The organism is Macrococcus equipercicus (genome assembly GCF_004359525.2).
GTDB lineage: Bacteria > Bacillota > Bacilli > Staphylococcales > Staphylococcaceae > Macrococcus > Macrococcus equipercicus.
The window spans coordinates 188,177-206,350 of sequence record NZ_SCWC02000003.1 but is presented as its reverse complement, the minus strand read 5'-3'; the positions used below and the strand labels follow the sequence as shown (position 1 = coordinate 206,350).

The 18,174-nt window shown below is 43.6% G+C and carries 17 protein-coding genes; 2 read left to right on the top strand and 15 right to left on the bottom strand.

Annotated elements, in window-relative coordinates; translation table 11 throughout:
• Nucleotides 1–10: 10 nt before the first annotated feature.
• From ERX35_RS06160 to ERX35_RS06125, 8 genes are all read right to left on the bottom strand, one after another.
• The gene (locus ERX35_RS06160; protein WP_149459050.1) at nt 11–1,045 is read right to left on the bottom strand and encodes a Gfo/Idh/MocA family protein; all 1,035 of its coding nucleotides are present in this window, start codon (nt 1,043–1,045) and stop codon (nt 11–13) included.
• A gap of 12 nt (nt 1,046–1,057) precedes the next feature.
• Nucleotides 1,058–2,083, bottom strand: a complete 1,026-nt coding sequence (locus tag ERX35_RS06155) for a Gfo/Idh/MocA family protein (RefSeq protein WP_149459110.1) — start codon at nt 2,081–2,083, stop codon at nt 1,058–1,060.
• A gap of 1 nt (nt 2,084) precedes the next feature.
• Nucleotides 2,085–2,801, bottom strand: a complete 717-nt coding sequence (locus ERX35_RS06150) for a ThuA domain-containing protein (RefSeq protein ID WP_149459049.1) — start codon at nt 2,799–2,801, stop codon at nt 2,085–2,087.
• Entirely contained in the window at nt 2,798–3,820 is a 1,023-nt protein-coding gene (locus tag ERX35_RS06145; RefSeq protein WP_149459048.1) for a LacI family DNA-binding transcriptional regulator, read from the bottom strand. The genes ERX35_RS06150 and ERX35_RS06145 overlap by 4 nt, the downstream gene beginning before the upstream one ends.
• 8 nt (nt 3,821–3,828) lie before the next feature.
• Nucleotides 3,829–4,638 (bottom strand): carbohydrate ABC transporter permease, encoded by an 810-nt coding sequence (locus tag ERX35_RS06140; RefSeq protein ID WP_149459047.1) that lies wholly within the window; start codon nt 4,636–4,638, stop codon nt 3,829–3,831.
• On the bottom strand, nt 4,638–5,504 hold the full coding sequence (locus tag ERX35_RS06135; protein ID WP_149459046.1) for a carbohydrate ABC transporter permease: 867 nt from the start codon (nt 5,502–5,504) through the stop codon (nt 4,638–4,640). Before ERX35_RS06135 ends, ERX35_RS06140 begins: the two co-directional genes overlap by 1 nt.
• A 73-nt stretch (nt 5,505–5,577) precedes the next feature.
• Nucleotides 5,578–6,879, bottom strand: a complete 1,302-nt coding sequence (locus tag ERX35_RS06130) for an ABC transporter substrate-binding protein (protein ID WP_149459045.1) — start codon at nt 6,877–6,879, stop codon at nt 5,578–5,580.
• A gap of 223 nt (nt 6,880–7,102) precedes the next feature.
• Entirely contained in the window at nt 7,103–8,146 is a 1,044-nt protein-coding gene (locus ERX35_RS06125; RefSeq protein ID WP_149459044.1) for a GTPase domain-containing protein, read from the bottom strand.
• A gap of 309 nt (nt 8,147–8,455) precedes the next feature.
• Here ERX35_RS06125 and ERX35_RS06120 point away from each other — a divergent pair, with 309 nt between their 5' ends.
• Nucleotides 8,456–9,889: a YhgE/Pip domain-containing protein gene (locus ERX35_RS06120; protein WP_149459043.1), complete on the top strand. Its 1,434-nt coding sequence runs from the start codon at nt 8,456–8,458 to the stop codon at nt 9,887–9,889.
• A gap of 56 nt (nt 9,890–9,945) precedes the next feature.
• Here ERX35_RS06120 and ERX35_RS06115 read toward each other — a convergent pair whose 3' ends face one another.
• Genes ERX35_RS06115 through ERX35_RS06105 form a run of 3 tightly spaced genes read right to left on the bottom strand, consistent with a single transcriptional unit; the run spans nt 9,946 to nt 12,762 of the window.
• Complete coding sequence (locus tag ERX35_RS06115) at nt 9,946–10,956, bottom strand: FecCD family ABC transporter permease (RefSeq protein ID WP_149459042.1); 1,011 nt, start codon at nt 10,954–10,956, stop codon at nt 9,946–9,948.
• A complete protein-coding gene (locus tag ERX35_RS06110; protein WP_149459041.1) occupies nt 10,953–11,948 on the bottom strand; it encodes a FecCD family ABC transporter permease in 996 nt (331 codons plus the stop codon). Before ERX35_RS06110 ends, ERX35_RS06115 begins: the two co-directional genes overlap by 4 nt.
• A gap of 10 nt (nt 11,949–11,958) precedes the next feature.
• Nucleotides 11,959–12,762: an ABC transporter ATP-binding protein gene (locus ERX35_RS06105; protein ID WP_149459040.1), complete on the bottom strand. Its 804-nt coding sequence runs from the start codon at nt 12,760–12,762 to the stop codon at nt 11,959–11,961.
• Nucleotides 12,763–12,871: 109 nt separating this feature from the next.
• On the opposite strand from ERX35_RS06105, the gene ERX35_RS06100 reads away from it, so the two are divergent.
• On the top strand, nt 12,872–13,903 hold the full coding sequence (locus ERX35_RS06100) for an NAD(P)/FAD-dependent oxidoreductase (protein WP_149459039.1): 1,032 nt from the start codon (nt 12,872–12,874) through the stop codon (nt 13,901–13,903).
• Between the two features lie 55 nt (nt 13,904–13,958).
• Here the strand turns inward: ERX35_RS06100 and ERX35_RS06095 are convergent, their stop codons facing one another.
• The 4 genes from ERX35_RS06095 to ERX35_RS06080 all read right to left on the bottom strand — a co-directional run bounded on the left by ERX35_RS06095 (nt 13,959) and on the right by ERX35_RS06080 (nt 18,148).
• Nucleotides 13,959–14,702 (bottom strand): glucosamine-6-phosphate deaminase, encoded by a 744-nt coding sequence (locus tag ERX35_RS06095; RefSeq protein WP_149459038.1) that lies wholly within the window; start codon nt 14,700–14,702, stop codon nt 13,959–13,961.
• An 11-nt stretch (nt 14,703–14,713) separates the two neighbouring features.
• Nucleotides 14,714–15,547 carry a YitT family protein gene (locus ERX35_RS06090; RefSeq protein WP_149459037.1) on the bottom strand — a complete coding sequence of 278 codons (834 nt, stop codon included), beginning with the start codon at nt 15,545–15,547 and terminating at the stop codon, nt 14,714–14,716.
• A 132-nt stretch (nt 15,548–15,679) separates the two neighbouring features.
• Entirely contained in the window at nt 15,680–16,627 is a 948-nt protein-coding gene (locus ERX35_RS06085) for an L-lactate dehydrogenase (protein ID WP_149459036.1), read from the bottom strand.
• Nucleotides 16,628–16,933: 306 nt separating this feature from the next.
• Nucleotides 16,934–18,148: a NupC/NupG family nucleoside CNT transporter gene (locus ERX35_RS06080; RefSeq protein ID WP_149459035.1), complete on the bottom strand. Its 1,215-nt coding sequence runs from the start codon at nt 18,146–18,148 to the stop codon at nt 16,934–16,936.
• Nucleotides 18,149–18,174: the final 26 nt, after the last annotated feature.

The following is an 18,174-nucleotide window of genomic DNA, read 5'->3' as shown; positions in this document are numbered from 1 at the left end:
GTACATCCTCCTAGATTAAAATGGCCTTTTTGTTTGATGCACTTAAATACACCGCTTCAATAATCCGAGACACTTCCCGGGCTTCCGTCGATTTCACGCGCAGCGGCGTATGGTAGAGAATCGATGAAATAAAGTTTTCGGTCTGTAAATATTCAAATGGATGCTCCACTTGAATATAGTCGATATTCAGTGTTGTCATCAATGTATCATCCGCCTGATTGACTTTCATTTCAAAGACATTGAGACCACCTTTAGTGCCAGATATACTGATGTGCTCTTCATCACTTTCGACATTGGCAGCCCAGCTTGTTTCAAACAGCATCGTGATATTGTTCTCAAATCTGATGAATGCTGTCACATGATCATCGACTTCAAATGTTTCAGGGTTAAATGCCCCCCATTCATTGACCGGATTCGGCATGCGGCTCAGCTGATTATAAGTCTGCGCGGACACTTCGACCGGCTTTCTGCTGCCGACGAGCCACATCGCAAGGTCGAGCAGATGACAGCCATAGTCAATCAATGCACCGCCGCCCTGCAGCTCTTTGTTCGTAAAGACGCCCCAGCCAGGGACTTTACGCCGCCGCATCGCTTTAATGCGGATAACAAGCGGCTCACCGATGATGCCTTTATCGATGATTTTTTTGGCAGCGATTGCTTCTTTCATAAAACGATAATGGTAAGCAATATGAAGCTTGCCTTTACTCTTCTGCTCAGCGGCGATCATCGCATCACATTCTTCTGTCGTCAGTGCCATCGGTTTCTCGCACAGGACCGATTTATCATGATTTAAAGCTTCGATCGCAAAGGGTGCGTGGAATTTATTAGGTGTCGTAATAACGACCGCATCTACATGGTCGAGCATTTCCTCGAATTTTTTTGCGACATGCGGGATGCCGAACTGATTGGCGACAACCATCGCACGTTCTACATTAATGTCATGAACACAAGTGATAGCCACATTATCAAATTCTCTGAAGGCTGGGATGTGACGCTCTGTCGCGATACCACCCACGCCCACAATGCCGATTCTGACTTTAGTCATGATGTCTGCTCCTTAAAATCTAGTAATAGTATTTGTTTCTGCTGCTTCGATAGCTTTTAAAATAATGTTCAGTGATGCCCTGCCTTCTTCACCGTCACAAATAGGTACTGTATCTTCTATGATTGACTGAATGAAAGCATCGATCGTATGTGAGTTCACTTGACCGTCTTCATCGTTCGTCTGCATCTCACCGAGCTGCTGCTTGTCGACTTCACCATCTGCGCCGATAAAGATGTAGCTGTAGTCAGGGTCTGCATTCAATTTGAGCACACCTTTTTCGCCGTACAGCACTGTGCTGTTATCTTCTTCACCATTGTAAGCCCATGAAGCACTCAGTGTACCGATAATGCCACCTGTGGATTTCAGGATTAAGACCGCATTATCATCGACAGTTGCCTTCGCTTTCGCTGACGTTTCAATCATCGCGCCGACTTCCTTGAATTCCTCACCGAGAATATAGCGCATTAAGTCCGCTTTATGCACACCGAGGTCACCCATCGCCCCGATAAATGCGCGCTTTTTGTCGAAGAACCAGCTGTCCGGCCCGTCAACGCTCCAGCCTTCCGGACCCGGATGACCGAATGTCGTCTTAAATGAATAGATTTTACCGAGCTTTCCGGCAGCAACATCCTGTTTTGCCGCTTGATGCGCTTCATTCAGCCGCTGATTGTGACTGATCATCAGTTTAGCGCCGCTTTTTTCTGCTGCAACGATCATCTTGTCAGCGTCATCAAGTGACGTTGCCATCGGTTTTTCGCATAACACATGTTTGCCGGCATTCAATGCAGCAATCGTCATCTCAGCGTGCAGATAGTTCGGTGTACAAATGCTCACCGCTTCAACGGTGTCATCTGCCAGCAATTCATTGTAATCACTGTAGCTTGTGCCGCCGTATGTTTGTGCCAGTTCATCGCTGCGCTGCTTGTTGATGTCGCAGAATGCGACGATTTCAGCAGTGTCATTTTCCTGATATTCAGGGATGTGACGATGGACAGCGATGCTGCCGCAGCCGATAATTCCTACTTTGATAGTCATGATGCTACTCCTTTTCTGAAATAGATTCCAGTGGTTGATAATTGCCGTATGTCGGATAGCCGTTTGTACTAGGCTTCGCCCACTGTACGGCATTATTGATGACGCGCTGGACATTGCTGTCATAATACGTCGGATATGTTTCGTGACCTGGCCGGAAGTAGAATATCTTACCGTTTCCGCGCTTAAATGTCGCACCTGAACGGAATACTTCGCCGCCTTCAAACCAGCTGATGAATACTAGTTCTTCAGGTGCAGGAATATCGAAGTGCTCACCGTACATCTCCTCTTTAGGCAGTTCAAAGAACTCTGGCAGACCTTCAGCGATCGGATGGCCCGGCATTACAGTCCAGATACGCTCTTTGTCATCTGCTTCACGCCACTTTAAGTCACAGCCTGTCCCCATCAGTCGTTTGAAGATCTTAGAGAAATGACCGGAATGGAGAACAATAAGTCCCATTCCTTCAAGCACCCGCTGCTGGACACGGTCAACGATTATATCCTGTACTTCATCGTGTGCTTTATGACCCCACCAGATCAAGACATCCGTATTATTGAGCACTTCTTCAGACAAGCCGTGTTCCGGCTCATCTAACGTCGCCGTCGCGACGTCCGCGCCTTCAATAAATGATGCTATTTGCTGATGAATGCCTTCCGGATATATGTTGCTGACAATCGCTGATTCTTTCTCGTGTCTATATTCATTCCATACCGTTACTTTCACAGCACTCGCTCCTTTAATGGTTTAGTCGATGAACGTTCAATAATTGATGTCGGGATAATAATGCTGCGTTTAATCATCTCAGGATGATTCAAATATTCTATTAAACTACTACCCGCTTCCGCCCCCAGCGATTCAGGATAAATATTGACCACTGTCTGCGGCGGGCAGGCTGATTCATTGAAATAAGAATCATTGAATGTTGCTGTCTGTATATCATCAGGTATCCTCAGCTGCTGCTGATAAAGTTCGCTCAGTACATTCAAGTTCATCATACTGTCTGAAGTAATAATCGCCGTCGGCCGGGGTAGCATCGTTTTAATCTCTGCAATAATGCCGCTTACTTCTTCAGTGCCGGCCGCTCCTTCAAATACTTCCGGCATAAGACCCGCCTGCTGACAAGCACGGCTGTAACCTAGAACGCGGTCTTCATTCACCGCGTACGTAGAATTTTCTGCGATGAATACAATGTTTTTATGGCCGAGATTAATCATGTAATCGGTCAGCTGATAAGCCGCCATGACATTGTCATTATCAATATATATTTCATTAGATAATGGACTCAGTTTTTTACCGAGAATGACGAAAGGAAAGTTAATGGACTGTAAGTAGCTGACAACCGGATCATTACTTTTGGAATACAGCAGAATAAAGCCGTCCACCGCGTTGCTGTTGACCAGCTCGCTCACTTCACTGAGCAGTTCCTGTTCATTCATACTTGTAGAGACAACAGTTGAATAATGATTGTCCTTACATACTTTAGAAATACTCATTAACACATCCGTGAAAAATGGATTCTGCGTCATTTCTTTGGAAGCAGTCTTCAGCAGCAGACCGATAGTATTGGACTGCTTCGTCACTAGACGTCTTGCTGAGACATTGGGCATATAACCCATCTCATCCATCACCCGGCGGACTTTGTCCCGAGTCTTCTCGCTGATAGCCGGATGATTGCTGATAACTCTTGATACAGTGGACGGCGCCACATCGGCACGCTTCGCCACATCTTTGATTGTAATCATATTTTCACCTACTTAACCGCACCTTCAGAAACACCTTTAATAATCTGCTTTTGTGCAAAGAAGTATCCGATGATGACTGGAATGATGGAAATGGTTAAGCCCGCAAGTGCTAAATGCCATTGCTTTGTATATTGACCAAAGAATAAGAATAGTTTAAGTGGAATTGTTTCCTGTCCAGGTCCGAGTACGAGCTGCGGCAGCAGGAAGTCATTCCAGATCCAGATGACATTCAAAATACCGACTGTCACAGAAATCGGCTTAAGAAGCGGGAAGATCACATGCCAGTAGATCTGCCATTTACTTGCACCATCAATCATCGCTGCTTCATCAAGTGACTTTGAAATCCCTTGCAGTGAACCATGATAAAGGAAGATTGACAGGCTGGCACCGAAACCTAAGTACATGAAAATAAGTCCCCAACGGTTCAAACTTTCTAAATCCCCGAAAATTTTAACGAGCGGAATCATGACTGACTGGAACGGAATCAGCATTGCTGCAACAAACAGGAAGAAAATCAAGTTGGACATTTTCCCTTTGTTCCGGCTTAGTGCATAGGCCGCCATACTGGAGAAAATAATAATGAGTGCCACACTCAGTACAGTAACTATCACTGAGTTCAAAAACGTCTGCATAAAGTTTAACTGGTCAAAGGCATCCAGGAAGTTTTGGAATGACCGTTCTTTCGGCAGTCCTAAAGTATCTTCGAATATTTGAAGTTTCGTTTTAAACGCATTGACGATCATCAAATAAAAAGGCGACAGCCAGAGCAGACCAATCACTAGACCAATGATTTCTAATAACAGCCATTTACTCTTCATTACATCTCCACCTCTCTTTTTTTGTTGTAGTAAACTTGTATTAAACTGATCAGCATGACAATAAGGAAGAAGACGACGGCTTTAGCCTGAGCAGAACCCATCAAGTTCATCTTGAATGCCGTATCAACAATATCCATTGCGACCATTTTTGTTGAGTTACCTGGGCCACCATTAGTTAATGATAAGTTCTGGTCATATACTTTAAATGCCCCCGATAATGTCAGGAACATGCTGACCGTGAAAGCTGGTGCAACAAGCGGGAATGTGATGTTTTTAAATTTCTGCCATGTATTCGCGCCATCAATTTCAGCTGCTTCCAGTAAATCTTCCGGCACATTCTCAAGATATGCGATATAAATAATCATGATATAGCCTGCCATCTGCCAAGTTGACAAAATGACCATACCCCAGAAACCTGTCGTTGTATCGCTCAGCCAGCCCTGCATCCATTCAGAACCGATAGCTTCGCCGATAGTTGCAAAAACTTTTGTGAAAATGAACTGCCAGATGAAACCAAGAATTAATCCACCGATCAAGTTCGGCATAAAGAATACTGTTCTTAATACATTTCTTGATTTAATTTTACTTGTGACAAGCAAGGCAAGTCCGAGGCCAATTAAATTAATAATAATAACCGCGGCAATCGAATATTTGAATGTAAACCAGAGTGCATTTTTGAAGCTGTCATCTTTAAATAGATTTAAGTAGTTCTGAAATCCTATAAAGTCAGGGACGATTGTCGTATCGCCGTTCCAGTTTGTAAATGAATAATAAATTCCGTAAAGAAACGGAATAATAATAACCATGAATAAAGCGACAAGCACCGGCGCAAGCATTAACCAGAACGCTAAACTTTTTGTCTTCACTGTATTACACCTCTTTTTTTTAAAAAAGGGGACAGACATTCTTAAATATTCGAATGTCTAATCCCCTTAACTATTATTTACGTGCTTTTGCCCAGGCATCCTGAGATTTTTTGATCGCTTCGTCAAATGACAATTTACCTGTTAAGTAATCCTGCAAATACGCACCTAATGCATCATCAGTGTATCCAGTCGGATAACCTTTGAATACCCATGCAGTTGTTTTACCTTCTTGAGAATATTTGTAGATTTCTTTTGATAGTGGATCAGCAATTTTAGATGAATCGTAGCCTTTATAAGCTGGAATGAACTTGAAGTCTTCCATGACAATATTTTTACCTTCATCAGATGTGTATAACCAGTCTAAGAATTCTTTTGCTGCTTTTTGAACTTTTTCATCAGCTTTTTTGTTAACTGCCCAGTTATTAGCAACCCCTACTGGAATAGTCAATTCTTTTGAATCTGTCGGCACTGCAATCAGTCCTACTTTATCAGCTAACTCCGGATTCACATCAGCGATAGTCGGATAAGCCCAGTTACCTTGCTGAATCATTGCTACTTTACCAGTAGAGAATAATTCTTCTACTTGCTGAGAATAATCAAGTGATGCAACAGGTTGTTTAGAGTATTTGTTCTGAATATCTAAATACTGCTTGAATAAATCTTTATGTGTGAATGGTAATGTTTTAGCTTCTGCTGCTTTTTTAATGTCGTTATCGAAGTCAGATGCGAGGAACATGCTTGCGCCGTGATCACTTAACACCCATTTTTCTTTACCTGGTAAAGCGAAGACACCGCTTAAGCCAAGTTTGTCTTTTTGAGAATCAATTTTCTTCGTAACTTTTTCTAAATCATCAAGCGTTTTAATATCTTCTGCTTTAACGCCTGCTTTTTTGAAGATTTCTTTATTGTAGATCAGGCCGTAACCTTCCTGGTTCATTGGAATACCGTATGTTTTTCCATCTTTTTGAACCGGTGCCAGCAATGCTTCATCGATTACATTTTTAGTCGCTTTCATATCTGATAAGTCCGCTAAACGGCTGGCATGCTGTTTTAAGTCTTCAGGTCCGCCGATGTTGAAAATATCCGGTTCATTTTTAGAAGCGATCTTTGCCTTCAGTGCCTGACCGTAGTCATTACCGCCTCCGACTGTTTCAATGTTGATTTTGACGTTAGGATGTTTATCCATATATTTTTGAGCCATTGCTTCAAATTGCTTTTTGAATTCCACTTTGAACTGGAAGACGTTAATTGTGACTGCATCTTTACCGCCATTTTTTGAAGCTGTGCCGCCGCCCGAACCTGAGTTACCACAAGCTGCGAGAACAGTTGCAAATAACAAGACGAACACTAACATCAGACTTGATTGTTTTCTCATTCTCTTTATCCCCTTTGAGTATTATTTTTTAGAAAGCGTTTTCAATGAAACTTTCATATTATCATGACGATTTTTAGACTGTCAACAACTTTTTGCAAACGATTGCATTGAAGTTGCATCAGTCATTTAAAGCGACTATTAAGCTATGGATTAATCAATTGTGCAAACGATTAGCCGAGGCTTGACACGAAATACCTTTTTTATGCAATAAAAAAGAAGCTGATTACTCAGCTTCCTGTGAGGCTTCAAGAATCTTTCTTGCAATGTCCTTAATTTCACTTATATAGTTGGTCAAGCCTTGAATCGTCGGGAAGGCATTGACGACTCCTGCTTCAAACAGGGCGCCCAGCCCTGTTGATACCGGGTTCAACGTTTTTAATTTAAACACCGTCCGCAGCAGCTGGGCAATTTTCGCCAGCTCTTTCAGGCCGGAGACTTTCTCTTTAACTTCAGGATGGTCAAACTTAGCGATATGCTCTTGAATGGTTGGCCATTCCTTCTTATAATCCAGCACATCATCCTCCTGTATTTTAAAATGATTGAGGATGGTCCGTTCAAGTGACTGGTAGTTCTTTTTCATAACGACTTCTTTGAAGCTTGGTGTAAACAGTTTCGGCAGCAGTGAATGCGCCTTATAGTTCAAATAGCTTTCGAGCATATCATCAGCTGCATATTTTTCCTTATAATCCTGCTGCTGCGCTTGGAAGATTTCCGTTATGGTCTGCCTCAAAGTGTCAAGACCTTCCTGAGTGAGCGTGCTGACAAATATATAGGACACCGGCTTTTTAATATAAGGCTTCAATGTCACTTTGAGCTCTGTATTTTTATCGCGTTTCAGCTCTTCTACTGTGTCATGATTAGTAATGTCCACTAACGCGTCTGTTTTATTATAAATAAGTATGAGTTCTTTATCATTTTTGGCAAGATACTTGATTAGTTCGATGTCCGCTTCTTTTATTTTACTTTCAAAGACATAGACAAAATGGTTAATACCACTCTGCTGAATCAATTTTTTATAATAGCCGGTGCTGACTTCCTCTGTACCGACTCCTGGAAAGTCGACGAGAATACCGTATGTATCAAAAGCATATTCTTTAGTTTGAAGTGTCGCATCAGTATGCACGGATGTATGGGCGGTGTTATTATTGTTCAAGGCATTGATCAAGCTGCTTTTTCCGGCATCGGGCTGTCCGATAATACCGATTTTATGATTCGACCGATTAGTTATAAACTGCTGATAGGATGTCACTAACGGATGAATTTCCATGTCATCACTCCATCATTTTTTCATTCTATTCCCTCTCCAAAGACAATTAACACGTTTAAAGTAACAATTACTCATTCAACTAATGACATTCGCTTATTTTACTTATATTTTTAAAAACGACAGGTAGTATTGGATATCAACCCGCTGTTTGCGTTAATATAAGTCACAGAGAAGCACAGTGCTGAATTAAAATATTTTTCCGTTACTCGTCATACGTTATTTATTACAACAAAGTCTTTCATAATAATCAAATCAATTTACATCACTTCTGGTAAAAAATAACTTAGGGCTTAAAAGGGTGGTTTTCCAATGCTTAAAGATTTCAAGTATATTTTCAGCAAAAAATTTCTATTGGCCGCGCTGATTGTGTTATTATTTTTACCGATTATTTACAGTGCTGTCTTCATTTATTCCATGTGGGATCCTTATGGTCAGACAAAGGACCTGCCGATTGCTGTCGTCAATGAAGATGCAGGCGCAGCTATACAAGGCAGGAAAGAAAATTTAGGAGACCGTGTTGTCGCCAAGTTAAAGCAAAACGATAATTTCAACTGGCAGTTTGTCGACCGCCGAAAAGCATCAGCCGGTATTACAGCAGGAAAATACTTCGCCGTCATCCGTCTACCGAAAGACTTTTCGAAAGATGCGGGAACAATGCTTGAAAAGAAACCGAAGCAAGTCCAAATTATCGTCAAGAAAAATCCGGGCTACAGTTACTCAGGACAAAGTATCGGTGATAAAAGTGCGCAGGCTGTCAAAGATAACGTCTCGCTTGCCATTCGTGAACTTTATTTGAAGAAAATTTTCCAGTCCGTTAATGCCATGGAGGAGAACTCAAAAAAATTATCAGCGAACTTAAAGAAAACGAGTCAAGGTGAACAAGACCTAGCTGCAGGCAGCACGCGGGTTACAGAGGGTCTGCAGGCAGCACTTCCTTCTCCGCAGAACCAGAGTGTGCTGCAGCTTGCGCAAAGCTCACAGCAGATTACTTCAGGTTTAGCGTCATTATCATCAAACACAGACAAAATGACATCGCAGCTTGATAGCAGCTTGCAGCAGCTCAGTGCCCGTTCATTCCAGGAAAGCAACGCGAAAAGTATCAGTGACCCTGTGAAAATCACAGAGAACGATGTGACTAAAGTAGCGAACTACGGTCAGAGCTTCGCGCCTTATGTGCTGAGTTTAAGCCTGTACGTCGGTGCCATTGCATTTGTTTCCATTTATCCAGTTGATAAACGTGTCGGCGCCTATAGACGCAGCATAAGCTGGTGGGCAAGCAAATCTCTGCTGATTGCCCTCTACGGACTGCTGCAAGGACTGCTGCTCGCCTTATTCACCATATTTGTCATCAATATTAAGATCGAGCATACGCTGCACTTTACGCTGACACTCGTCATCTGGTCGCTGACAGCGATGTTTATCGTCTGCTTCCTGACTGCGGCGTTCAGTAACATCGGCAAGTTCCTCGCTATCATTGTGCTGATTCTGCAGCTCGGTTCAAGTGAAGGGACGTTTCCGATACAGTTGACGAACAAGTTCTTCCAGACCATGCATGTCTTCTCACCGATGACCTATGTCATCAAGGCGCTGCGAGAATCTATATTTGGTTTTGAAGGAAATGTTCCTTACACGACTTCACTTACTATTATTACGATTATCGGTTTAGTCATGCTCGGCCTGCTCTATATCAGCTATCTGGTGAAACAAAGAGTGCCATGGTTAAGTAAAGCAAGTGAACTTTAGTCTGCTATATAAAAAGCAACTCAGCTGTTCTTCAGCCGAGTTGCTTTTTTGTATGATTAAAACTGCGTCTTCTTACCCATTAAGTACAGGAAATAAGGTGCTCCAATAATACTGACGATAATACCTGCAGGAATACCTTCCGGCTGCAGCAGCATTCGGCCAAGCGTATCAGCCAGCGCCAGCAGTATCGCACCAATCAGCAGGGCAAGCGGCATAAACAGCTGATGCCTTGGTCCGACCATGCTCTTTGCGATATGAGGACCGAGCAGCCCGATAAAACCGATACCGCCGCTTACAGCGACTGCACTTGAACTGAGCAGTACCGACAGCAGCACGAGCACTATATTCTCCCGGGCGACATGAATGCCGACACCACGGGATATATGATCATGTGTATTGAGGATATTCAGTACATTTGCCCGCATGAATATTGCAGGCAGGCAGATGATGACGATAAGACCGAGCAGCACCACAAAGGGCCACGTGTCCCCCCAGATGTTTCCGGCAAACCAAGTGGAAACAAACTCAACCTGGTCTTTATTGAATGTTGTCGTCATCATAATAGAGGCCCCACTTAAAGCAGCGGCAAGTCCGACACCAATCAGCACCATGCGGACTGGGTTGATACCTTCCCCGTGCTTATAGCTCAGCGTAAAGATCAATAAGGCCGTTAATATACCGCCGAGCAGACTGAAGAGCGGTAATACATAGACAAATGTGCTGCTGTCTACTGGAATAAACATAATCAGCAGCACCATTGTAAAACCACTGCCGGCATTAATACCGATAATACCGGGATCTGCCAGCGGATTTTTAGTGATACTCTGCAGCAGCGCGCCGCTCAGTGCCAGTGCAGCACCGCTTAATAAAGTGACAAGCAGGCGCGGCATCCGGAATTCATAGAGAATCATCTGTTCCGTCTGACTGCCCATACCGAAAAGCGTTCTGAAAAATTCGGTGAAACTCATCTTGAAGTCGCCTGTCGTCATGCTCAGCGCCATTACACCGAGCAGTAGAATTAAAAGTGCTATCAATATGATAGTCTGGCGTTTGTGTGCTTCACTCATAGAATTCTGCCATCCTTTCTTACAAGGTAGATGAAGAATGGAACGCCAACTAATGACACAACTGCACCGAGCGGATTTTCTCCGCTCATCCGTGCAATCATATCAGCAGTAACGATGAATATACCGCCGAGCAGCGCAGAAAATGGAAGAACAAGACGATAATCCGTCCCGACAATCATCCGTGCAATGTGGGGGACCATCAGTCCGACGAATGCCAGAGAGCCGACGAGTGCTACAGCGACACCTGAAAGTATCATGGTCAACACCGAAAACACGGTCCGAATGACTCCGGTATTGACACCAAGTCCTTGAGCCATCTCTTCTCCGAGACTTAGAGCAGTCAGCTGTCTGGCACTTAATGTCGTGATGATTAAGACAAAGATAATGACCGGTGCTGCATACAGGAGTTGCTGCCATGTTGTGCCGGCGACGCCTCCTGCGATAAAGAAAGTGATGCTCTGATTAATCTTAAAGAACAGGGCGATCCCATCAGCGAGTGCAGTTAATAACGCCGATACAGCAGCACCTGCGAGTATGATGCGCATCGTATTGAATCCGCCGCGGCGTGACATGCCGATCAGTATGACAGCTGTACCTCCGATAACTGCTCCGATAAATCCAGCGCTCATCAGTGCAAGGAAACCTGCTCCCGTGTTGAATGCAAGCAGTATACTGATAACCATTGATGCACCGGCGTTCAAACCGAGAAGTGATGGATCAGCCAATGCATTTTTCGTCACACCCTGCATGATGGCACCGCTGCATGCCAGTGCCATCCCGACCAGTACAGCTGCTATTTCCCGGGGAATACGAATATCTCTAATGATATTGTAACTTTCAATGTTACGGTAATTAAATAAAGCGTCATAAACTTCCTTTAAAGAATAGTTCTCGACGCCGAGGCAGAATGAAACAATCAGCAGGATGAGGAGCACAGCGAGCAGCATTACACCCTGCAGTTCAATCGATAGTTTATTATTAAATAATTTCATGACGGGCTCCTTAAATTCTCGTATAATGCTTACACAGCAAATCATAAGTGACAAGCATCGGTTTCCCCGTCCTTGGGTCTGTACTCAGTTCAGCATTGATGTTAAAGACTTCTTCCAGCACTGCATGAGTTAAGACATCGGTTGTTGCACCTTGTGTGACAATGCGGCCTTTTTTCATCGCAATGATATGATCTGAGAATCTGATGGCCTGATTGATGTCGTGCAGTACCATAATAATCGTAGTGCCGCGCTCTTCATTCAATGATTGAACGAGTTCGAGAATTTCCAGCTGATGAGAGATATCAAGATAAGTCGTCGGTTCATCCAGAAAAATAATCTCTGTTTCCTGGGCCAGTGCCATGGCTATCCAGACGCGCTGTCTCTGTCCGCCGCTCAGTCCGTTGACCGGACGATTCCTGAATTCATACGTCCCTGTCGCATGCAGAGCCCAGTCAATCATCTCTTTATCTTCTTTTGTCAGACGTCCGAATCCCTTCTGATAGGGGAAGCGGCCGTAACTGACCAGTTCACTGACGGTAAGACCATCCGCAACGGCAGGTGACTGCGGCAGAATAGCAATTTTTCTTGCGACTTCTTTCGTTGAAGATGTATGTATATTCACACCGTCCAGCAGCACTTGCCCGTTCTTGACATTAATAATACGGGCCAGTGCCTTTAATAAAGTCGACTTACCACAGCCGTTCGGACCGATAATCGATGTGATTTTGTGGTCGGCGATATCAACACTCAAATCTTTAATAATATCATGGTCATCATAGCTTACCGTAATATGATTCCCCTGCAGTCTCCCCATAAATAGCCTTCTTTCACAATTTTATAAATGATAATCATTATCAATGCCTTCATTTTATAGTATAATATATATCAAATCAAGATAACTTACTATTAAAGGAGCTGCTCCTATGAGCGATATATTGGATGTTACTGTGATCGGCGGCGGTCCGGCTGGTCTTTACGCAGCTTTTTATTCCGGTTTGCGCGGCATGACGGTGCGCATCATTGAACATCACGACAAGCTGGGCGGCAAGGTCAACCTCTATCCCGAGAAGTTTATATGGGACATCGGAGGCGTTGCACCGAAGCCTGCTGCCATGATTGTCAGCGAAATGATCAGCCAGGGCCTGACTTTCAATCCGGAAGTCAATGTCAACGAAAAAGTCGTCAACATCATCAAGCACAGCGACCAGCATTTTGAAGTGGTGACTGAAACCACAAGCTTCTATTCTAAAGCAGTCATCATCGCAGTCGGCAGCGGCATTATTTCACCGATGAAGCTGGCTATTGAAGGCTGCGAACGCTATGAAGTCAATAACCTGCATTATGTTGTACCGTCGTTAAAGCGCTTTGAGAACAAGCGCGTGCTGATTTCCGGCGGCGGTAATGCAGCAGTCGACTGGGCGTATGAGATTGCTGCGCTGGCACGCAGCGTGCATATTCTCTGCCGGCAGGATGACTTTAAAGGACACGAGGAAATGGTGCGTAAGCTCGACGAGCGCGGTGTCTTTAAAGTGATGAGCCATTCCATCAGTTCACTGCAGGCAACTGGAGACCATATCGATGCGGTCATTATTGAACATTGTCGGACACGGGAAAAATCTGAACTGCTTGTCGATGACGTCATTATTAATCACGGGTTCCATATGGAATGCGACATGCTGGACAACTGTGACATCAAGCTTGAACGTCAAGACAGCTTCTACATTAAAGGCAATGCCGATTCTTCCACTAATGTTGAAGGTGTGTATGCCGTCGGTGATATTTTATCACATGCCAGCAAAGTCCAGCTGATTGCAGGCTGCTTCCATGATGCAGCCAATGCCGCGAATCTCGCCAAAAAATATATTAATCCGGAAGCCGCACAGGCAGGAACAGTATCCAGTCATAACGATGTGTTTAAAGAAAAGAATGAGGCACTTGTACAGCAGCTGAAATAAGCTGAAGTCTCTTATCAACAAAACGCCCCGGCAACTGCCGGGGCGTTTTGTGATGTTATTTACTTGTTCTATCGATCTTACAGGCGGCTGCATCATCCATCACTATCTCAACATTAGGATGATTCAGCAGACTGCTTGCCGGTATACTCTCATCCGGCGCTGACATCGCATACAGCTTCGCCATAATGTCTGCTTTCTTCTCTCCAAGGGCCAGGAGAATAATACGCTTTGAATAAAGAATCGTGTCGATTCCCATTGATATCGCTTTCGTCGGTACATCGTCCTCATTGTCAAAGTACCGCGAATTAGCGGCAATAGTCGTCTCTGTCAGTTCGACGAGCCGCGTTTTGCTGTCAAACGGGGTCCCCGGCTCATTAAAGCCGATATGGCCGTTCTCTCCGATACCTAGAAGCTGAAGATGCAGCGGCCCTTTTTCTCTGATGGCACGGTCATATGCTTCATTGTCTTCTTCCACATCAATTCCATCGTTATCCGGCAGATGAAACTGTGATTGCTGCATACCGATTTTGTCGAAGAAATGCGCTCTCATATAAGACATATAGCTGTTGGGATCGTTCTGATCGAGCATAAAATATTCATCCAGATTAAATGTTTCAAGGCATGTAATATCCGTATGATTCAATGTCAGTAATTCGACGAGCTTCGCATAGACTTCTTCCATTGTCCCGCCTGTTGCGAGACCGAGCAATGTACAGTGGTTATAGTGTATTTCCTTGAACATTTCAATTGCTGTATAATGAGCTGCGTCCTGTCTGCTGCCTAAATTAATGAATCTCATAACTGCCTCCCTTAATCTTCAGGTATAAAACCGTTTCCTAATACATCGCGCACATCATGGACAACGACAAAAGCATCCGCATCAATTTTTCTGATCATTCGTTTAGCACGTGTCAGCTGTGTTTTATTGATGACACAGTATAAGACATCGGTCTCTCTCTTTGTATAATACCCTTTCCCGTTCAGCAAAGTCACGCCTCGTCCGATGTCTTCATCAAGCATTTTTGCAATCGGTTCAGGGTTCTGCGAGATGATAGTGATGGCCTTCTTAGGATTTAAACCTTCGATCATGAAATCCATCGCTTTTGTGCCGATATAAAGACCGAGCGCAGTTAACAGTGCTTTTTCGACCGGAATCACAGTCAATGAAATCGCAACAACAATCAAGTCAAAAAACAATAGGGCGTAAGATGTGCTGACGTCCAAATATTTATGAGCGATGCGGGCAAGAATCGTTGTTCCGGCTGTCGTCCCGCCGACGATAACAATCAGTCCGATGCCGATGCCGACTATAAATCCACCGAACACAGTGCTGACGAGCACTTCATGCAGATGAAGCTGCCAGCTTTCTGTCAGTTTCAGAAATACAGCAAGCGCCATAATGGCAATAACAGTCAGTACCATAGAACGCTTCGACAGAAATTTATAGCCGACTGCCAAGAGCACTAAGTTCATCGCAAGTGTCGTCCAGGCCGGTGACCAGCCAAATGCATATAACAGCACGAGTGACAGACCGGTCACGCCGCCTTCACCAAGATGGGCAGGAATGATAAATGTATTAACTCCTACAGAAAATAGAAAACAGCCTAATAGAACAATCATGACTGTCTTAAATGAAATATTCATCGTCTCCCTCTTTCTCGTTCACTTGACGTAAGTTCTCATTCTAACGAATCGCTTGAGACAAGCGCTCGACTTCTCCATTATAAAAAAGGTGCCGGCTAAAAGCCAACACCTTGATGTCAGTCTTATTTAATTTCAGTTAAAGAATGGCGCCTGAATAGCTTTCAATGTCTCGACAGAACGATTAAATTGCTGCTGCTCAGCAACAGATAAAGGAGACTCTATGATTTGTCTAATGCCATTTCTATTAATGACTGCCGGCACACCGATATAAACATCTTCATGTCCGTATTGGCCATCAAGTTTTGCGGAAACAGTGAGAATAACGTCCTGATTGCCGAGTATTGCTTTAGTGATGCGCATTAATCCCATCGCGACGCCGTAGTAAGTTGCACCTTTTGCTTTAATGATGTCATAAGCTGCATCGCGGACATTGATGTAAATATCATCCATGCGCCCTTTTTTCTCCGGATAGTCTTCCAGCATCTTCTTAAGTGAGATCCCTGCGATATTCGCGCCGCTCCAGACAGCAAGCTCTGAATCCCCATGTTCACCAATGATATTCGCATGAACACTTGACGGAGCAACATCAAATTCCTTACTTAATAAATATCTGAACCGCGCCGTGTCAAGAATCGTTCCTGAACCGATGACCCGCTCCTGTGGCAGACCTGAGAATTTCCAAGTCGCATACGTCAGAATATCTACCGGGTTAGTAGCGACAACAAATATCCCGTCAAAGCCGGAAGCCATAATCTCATCGATGATAGCTTTGAAGATTTTCATGTTTTTACTGACTAAATCCAGACGTGTTTCGCCGGGTTTCTGTGCCGCTCCTGCACATAAGACAACGATAGCAGCATCATGACAATCAGCATATGTTCCTGCGTAAATGTTCATCGGACTCGGCGCATATAACAAGCCATGATTTAAGTCCATCACATCACCACGGGCTTTTTCTTCATTCAGATCGATAATGACGAACTCATCGCAAATCCCTTGGTTTAATACTGAGAACGCATAGCTTGAACCGACTGCACCATTGCCGACAAGAACGACTTTGTTACCTTTAATTGTCTCCATTATAACGACCCCTTAAAAGTTTGTTAATTTTTTCACAAATTTATTATAATACTTTTTCTGCTGCACAGCAATATTTTTGTGAATATATTCACAAAAATATTTGTCATTAAAAAAAACTGGTTCTAAAAGAACCAGTTTTACTCAGCGGCTACATTTTTCTTCGGCAGCAGGGCACGTTGTAACTTACGTCTTAAATTTCTAAGCGTTCGAGTTTTCATGAAAAAGCCTCCTTTTTCATCTCTCTATCAGTTACATTTTACCACTTACCATTCGAAATTACATCAGTTATTTTAAAATCTCTTAAATTTACCAGCTGAACAGGCCGACAAACGCAGCAGATAACAATGATACTAAAATACCTGAGAGCAGCATCATCGGTACATATTTGCTGATAAAGTCAGACGTCTTCTGATCGACAATCCCTTTCAATGTTCCGATAATCATCCCCACTGTTGAGAAGTTAGCGAAAGAAATGAGGAAGGTCACAAGAACAGCTGTCATATGCGGCGAGAATGTTTTCAATGAATCTTTAATGCCGAGCATAACAACGAACTCATTAGTGATGATCTTTGTTGCCATATGACCACCTACGACTTGCGCTTCATTCCAAGGTAAACCTAACAGCATCGCAAATGGTGCCATGTAGAAGCCAAGGATATTCGCAAGACGTACTTTTTCGTGCGTGAAACGATCGAGCAGCGACAACAACATATCAATGAAGTGAGCAAGCGCTACAAAAGCAATTAAAAATGCGATGATAATCAAAATCAATTTACCTGCACCAAGTACAGAATCTCCTAAAAATGAGAAGAACGGCTGACGTTTTTCCTGTTTAATTTCTACAATGTAATCTTCTTCCGGTGTCAATTTGATCGGATTAAGAATTGTCGTAATAATAATCGCGTTAATAATGTTCAAAGGAATCGCTGTCAATACGAGTTCACCAGGTACCATCGTGACATACGCCCCGACAATTGACCCTGAAATACAGCTCATAGACATTAAAGCGATGGTCAATACGCGGGCTGCATTCATTTCACGGACCTGCGCCTGTGACACAGCCAGTGCTTCTGTGTTACCTAATACCATCATTTCTACTGAGAAGAACGATTCAAACTTCGGCTGTCCGGTTATTTTACCGATCAACCAGCCGAACCACTTGATAATGAACGGCAGCACGCCGATATACATTAAAATATCGAACAGCGGGACAATGAATAAAATCGGCAGTAACGCTGCTACCGCCATGTCCATTTTCATCCGGTCAGCGACCCAGCTGCCAAACGGCATGCCGACACCGACATAAGCTGCTTCAAGCATCCAGCTGAAACCGTCTGCTACTCCTTTGACCACCATACGTCCCCACGGAAACTGAGTGAAGAACCAGGCAAGCAGCAAGTTGACAAGCAGCATAATAACTACTGATTTCCAGTCAACATTTTTTCTATCTCTTGAAAACAGATAAGCAATAAGGATAAATACAAAAATACCTAAAACGTTAAGCAATAAATAGGGATTCATAATTTCCACCTTTATAATTTTTGAAT

Excerpts from the sequence above, each read along its gene's own strand:
- ERX35_RS06125 (WP_149459044.1), bottom strand. The coding sequence starts at position 8,146 with ATGGAAATTCATCCGTTAGTGACATCCTATCAGCAGTTTATAACTAAT.
- ERX35_RS06100 (WP_149459039.1), top strand. The coding sequence starts at position 12,872 with ATGAGCGATATATTGGATGTTACTGTGATCGGCGGCGGTCCGGCTGGT.
- ERX35_RS06120 (WP_149459043.1), top strand. The coding sequence starts at position 8,456 with ATGCTTAAAGATTTCAAGTATATTTTCAGCAAAAAATTTCTATTGGCC.
- ERX35_RS06090 (WP_149459037.1), bottom strand. The coding sequence starts at position 15,547 with ATGAATATTTCATTTAAGACAGTCATGATTGTTCTATTAGGCTGTTTT.
- ERX35_RS06085 (WP_149459036.1), bottom strand. The coding sequence starts at position 16,627 with ATGGAGACAATTAAAGGTAACAAAGTCGTTCTTGTCGGCAATGGTGCA.
- ERX35_RS06080 (WP_149459035.1), bottom strand. The coding sequence starts at position 18,148 with ATGAATCCCTATTTATTGCTTAACGTTTTAGGTATTTTTGTATTTATC.
- ERX35_RS06115 (WP_149459042.1), bottom strand. The coding sequence starts at position 10,956 with ATGAGTGAAGCACACAAACGCCAGACTATCATATTGATAGCACTTTTA.
- ERX35_RS06140 (WP_149459047.1), bottom strand. The coding sequence starts at position 4,638 with ATGAAGAGTAAATGGCTGTTATTAGAAATCATTGGTCTAGTGATTGGT.
- ERX35_RS06110 (WP_149459041.1), bottom strand. The coding sequence starts at position 11,948 with ATGAAATTATTTAATAATAAACTATCGATTGAACTGCAGGGTGTAATG.
- ERX35_RS06145 (WP_149459048.1), bottom strand. The coding sequence starts at position 3,820 with ATGATTACAATCAAAGATGTGGCGAAGCGTGCCGATGTGGCGCCGTCC.
- ERX35_RS06130 (WP_149459045.1), bottom strand. The coding sequence starts at position 6,879 with ATGAGAAAACAATCAAGTCTGATGTTAGTGTTCGTCTTGTTATTTGCA.
- ERX35_RS06095 (WP_149459038.1), bottom strand. The coding sequence starts at position 14,702 with ATGAGATTCATTAATTTAGGCAGCAGACAGGACGCAGCTCATTATACA.
- ERX35_RS06160 (WP_149459050.1), bottom strand. The coding sequence starts at position 1,045 with ATGACTAAAGTCAGAATCGGCATTGTGGGCGTGGGTGGTATCGCGACA.
- ERX35_RS06105 (WP_149459040.1), bottom strand. The coding sequence starts at position 12,762 with ATGGGGAGACTGCAGGGGAATCATATTACGGTAAGCTATGATGACCAT.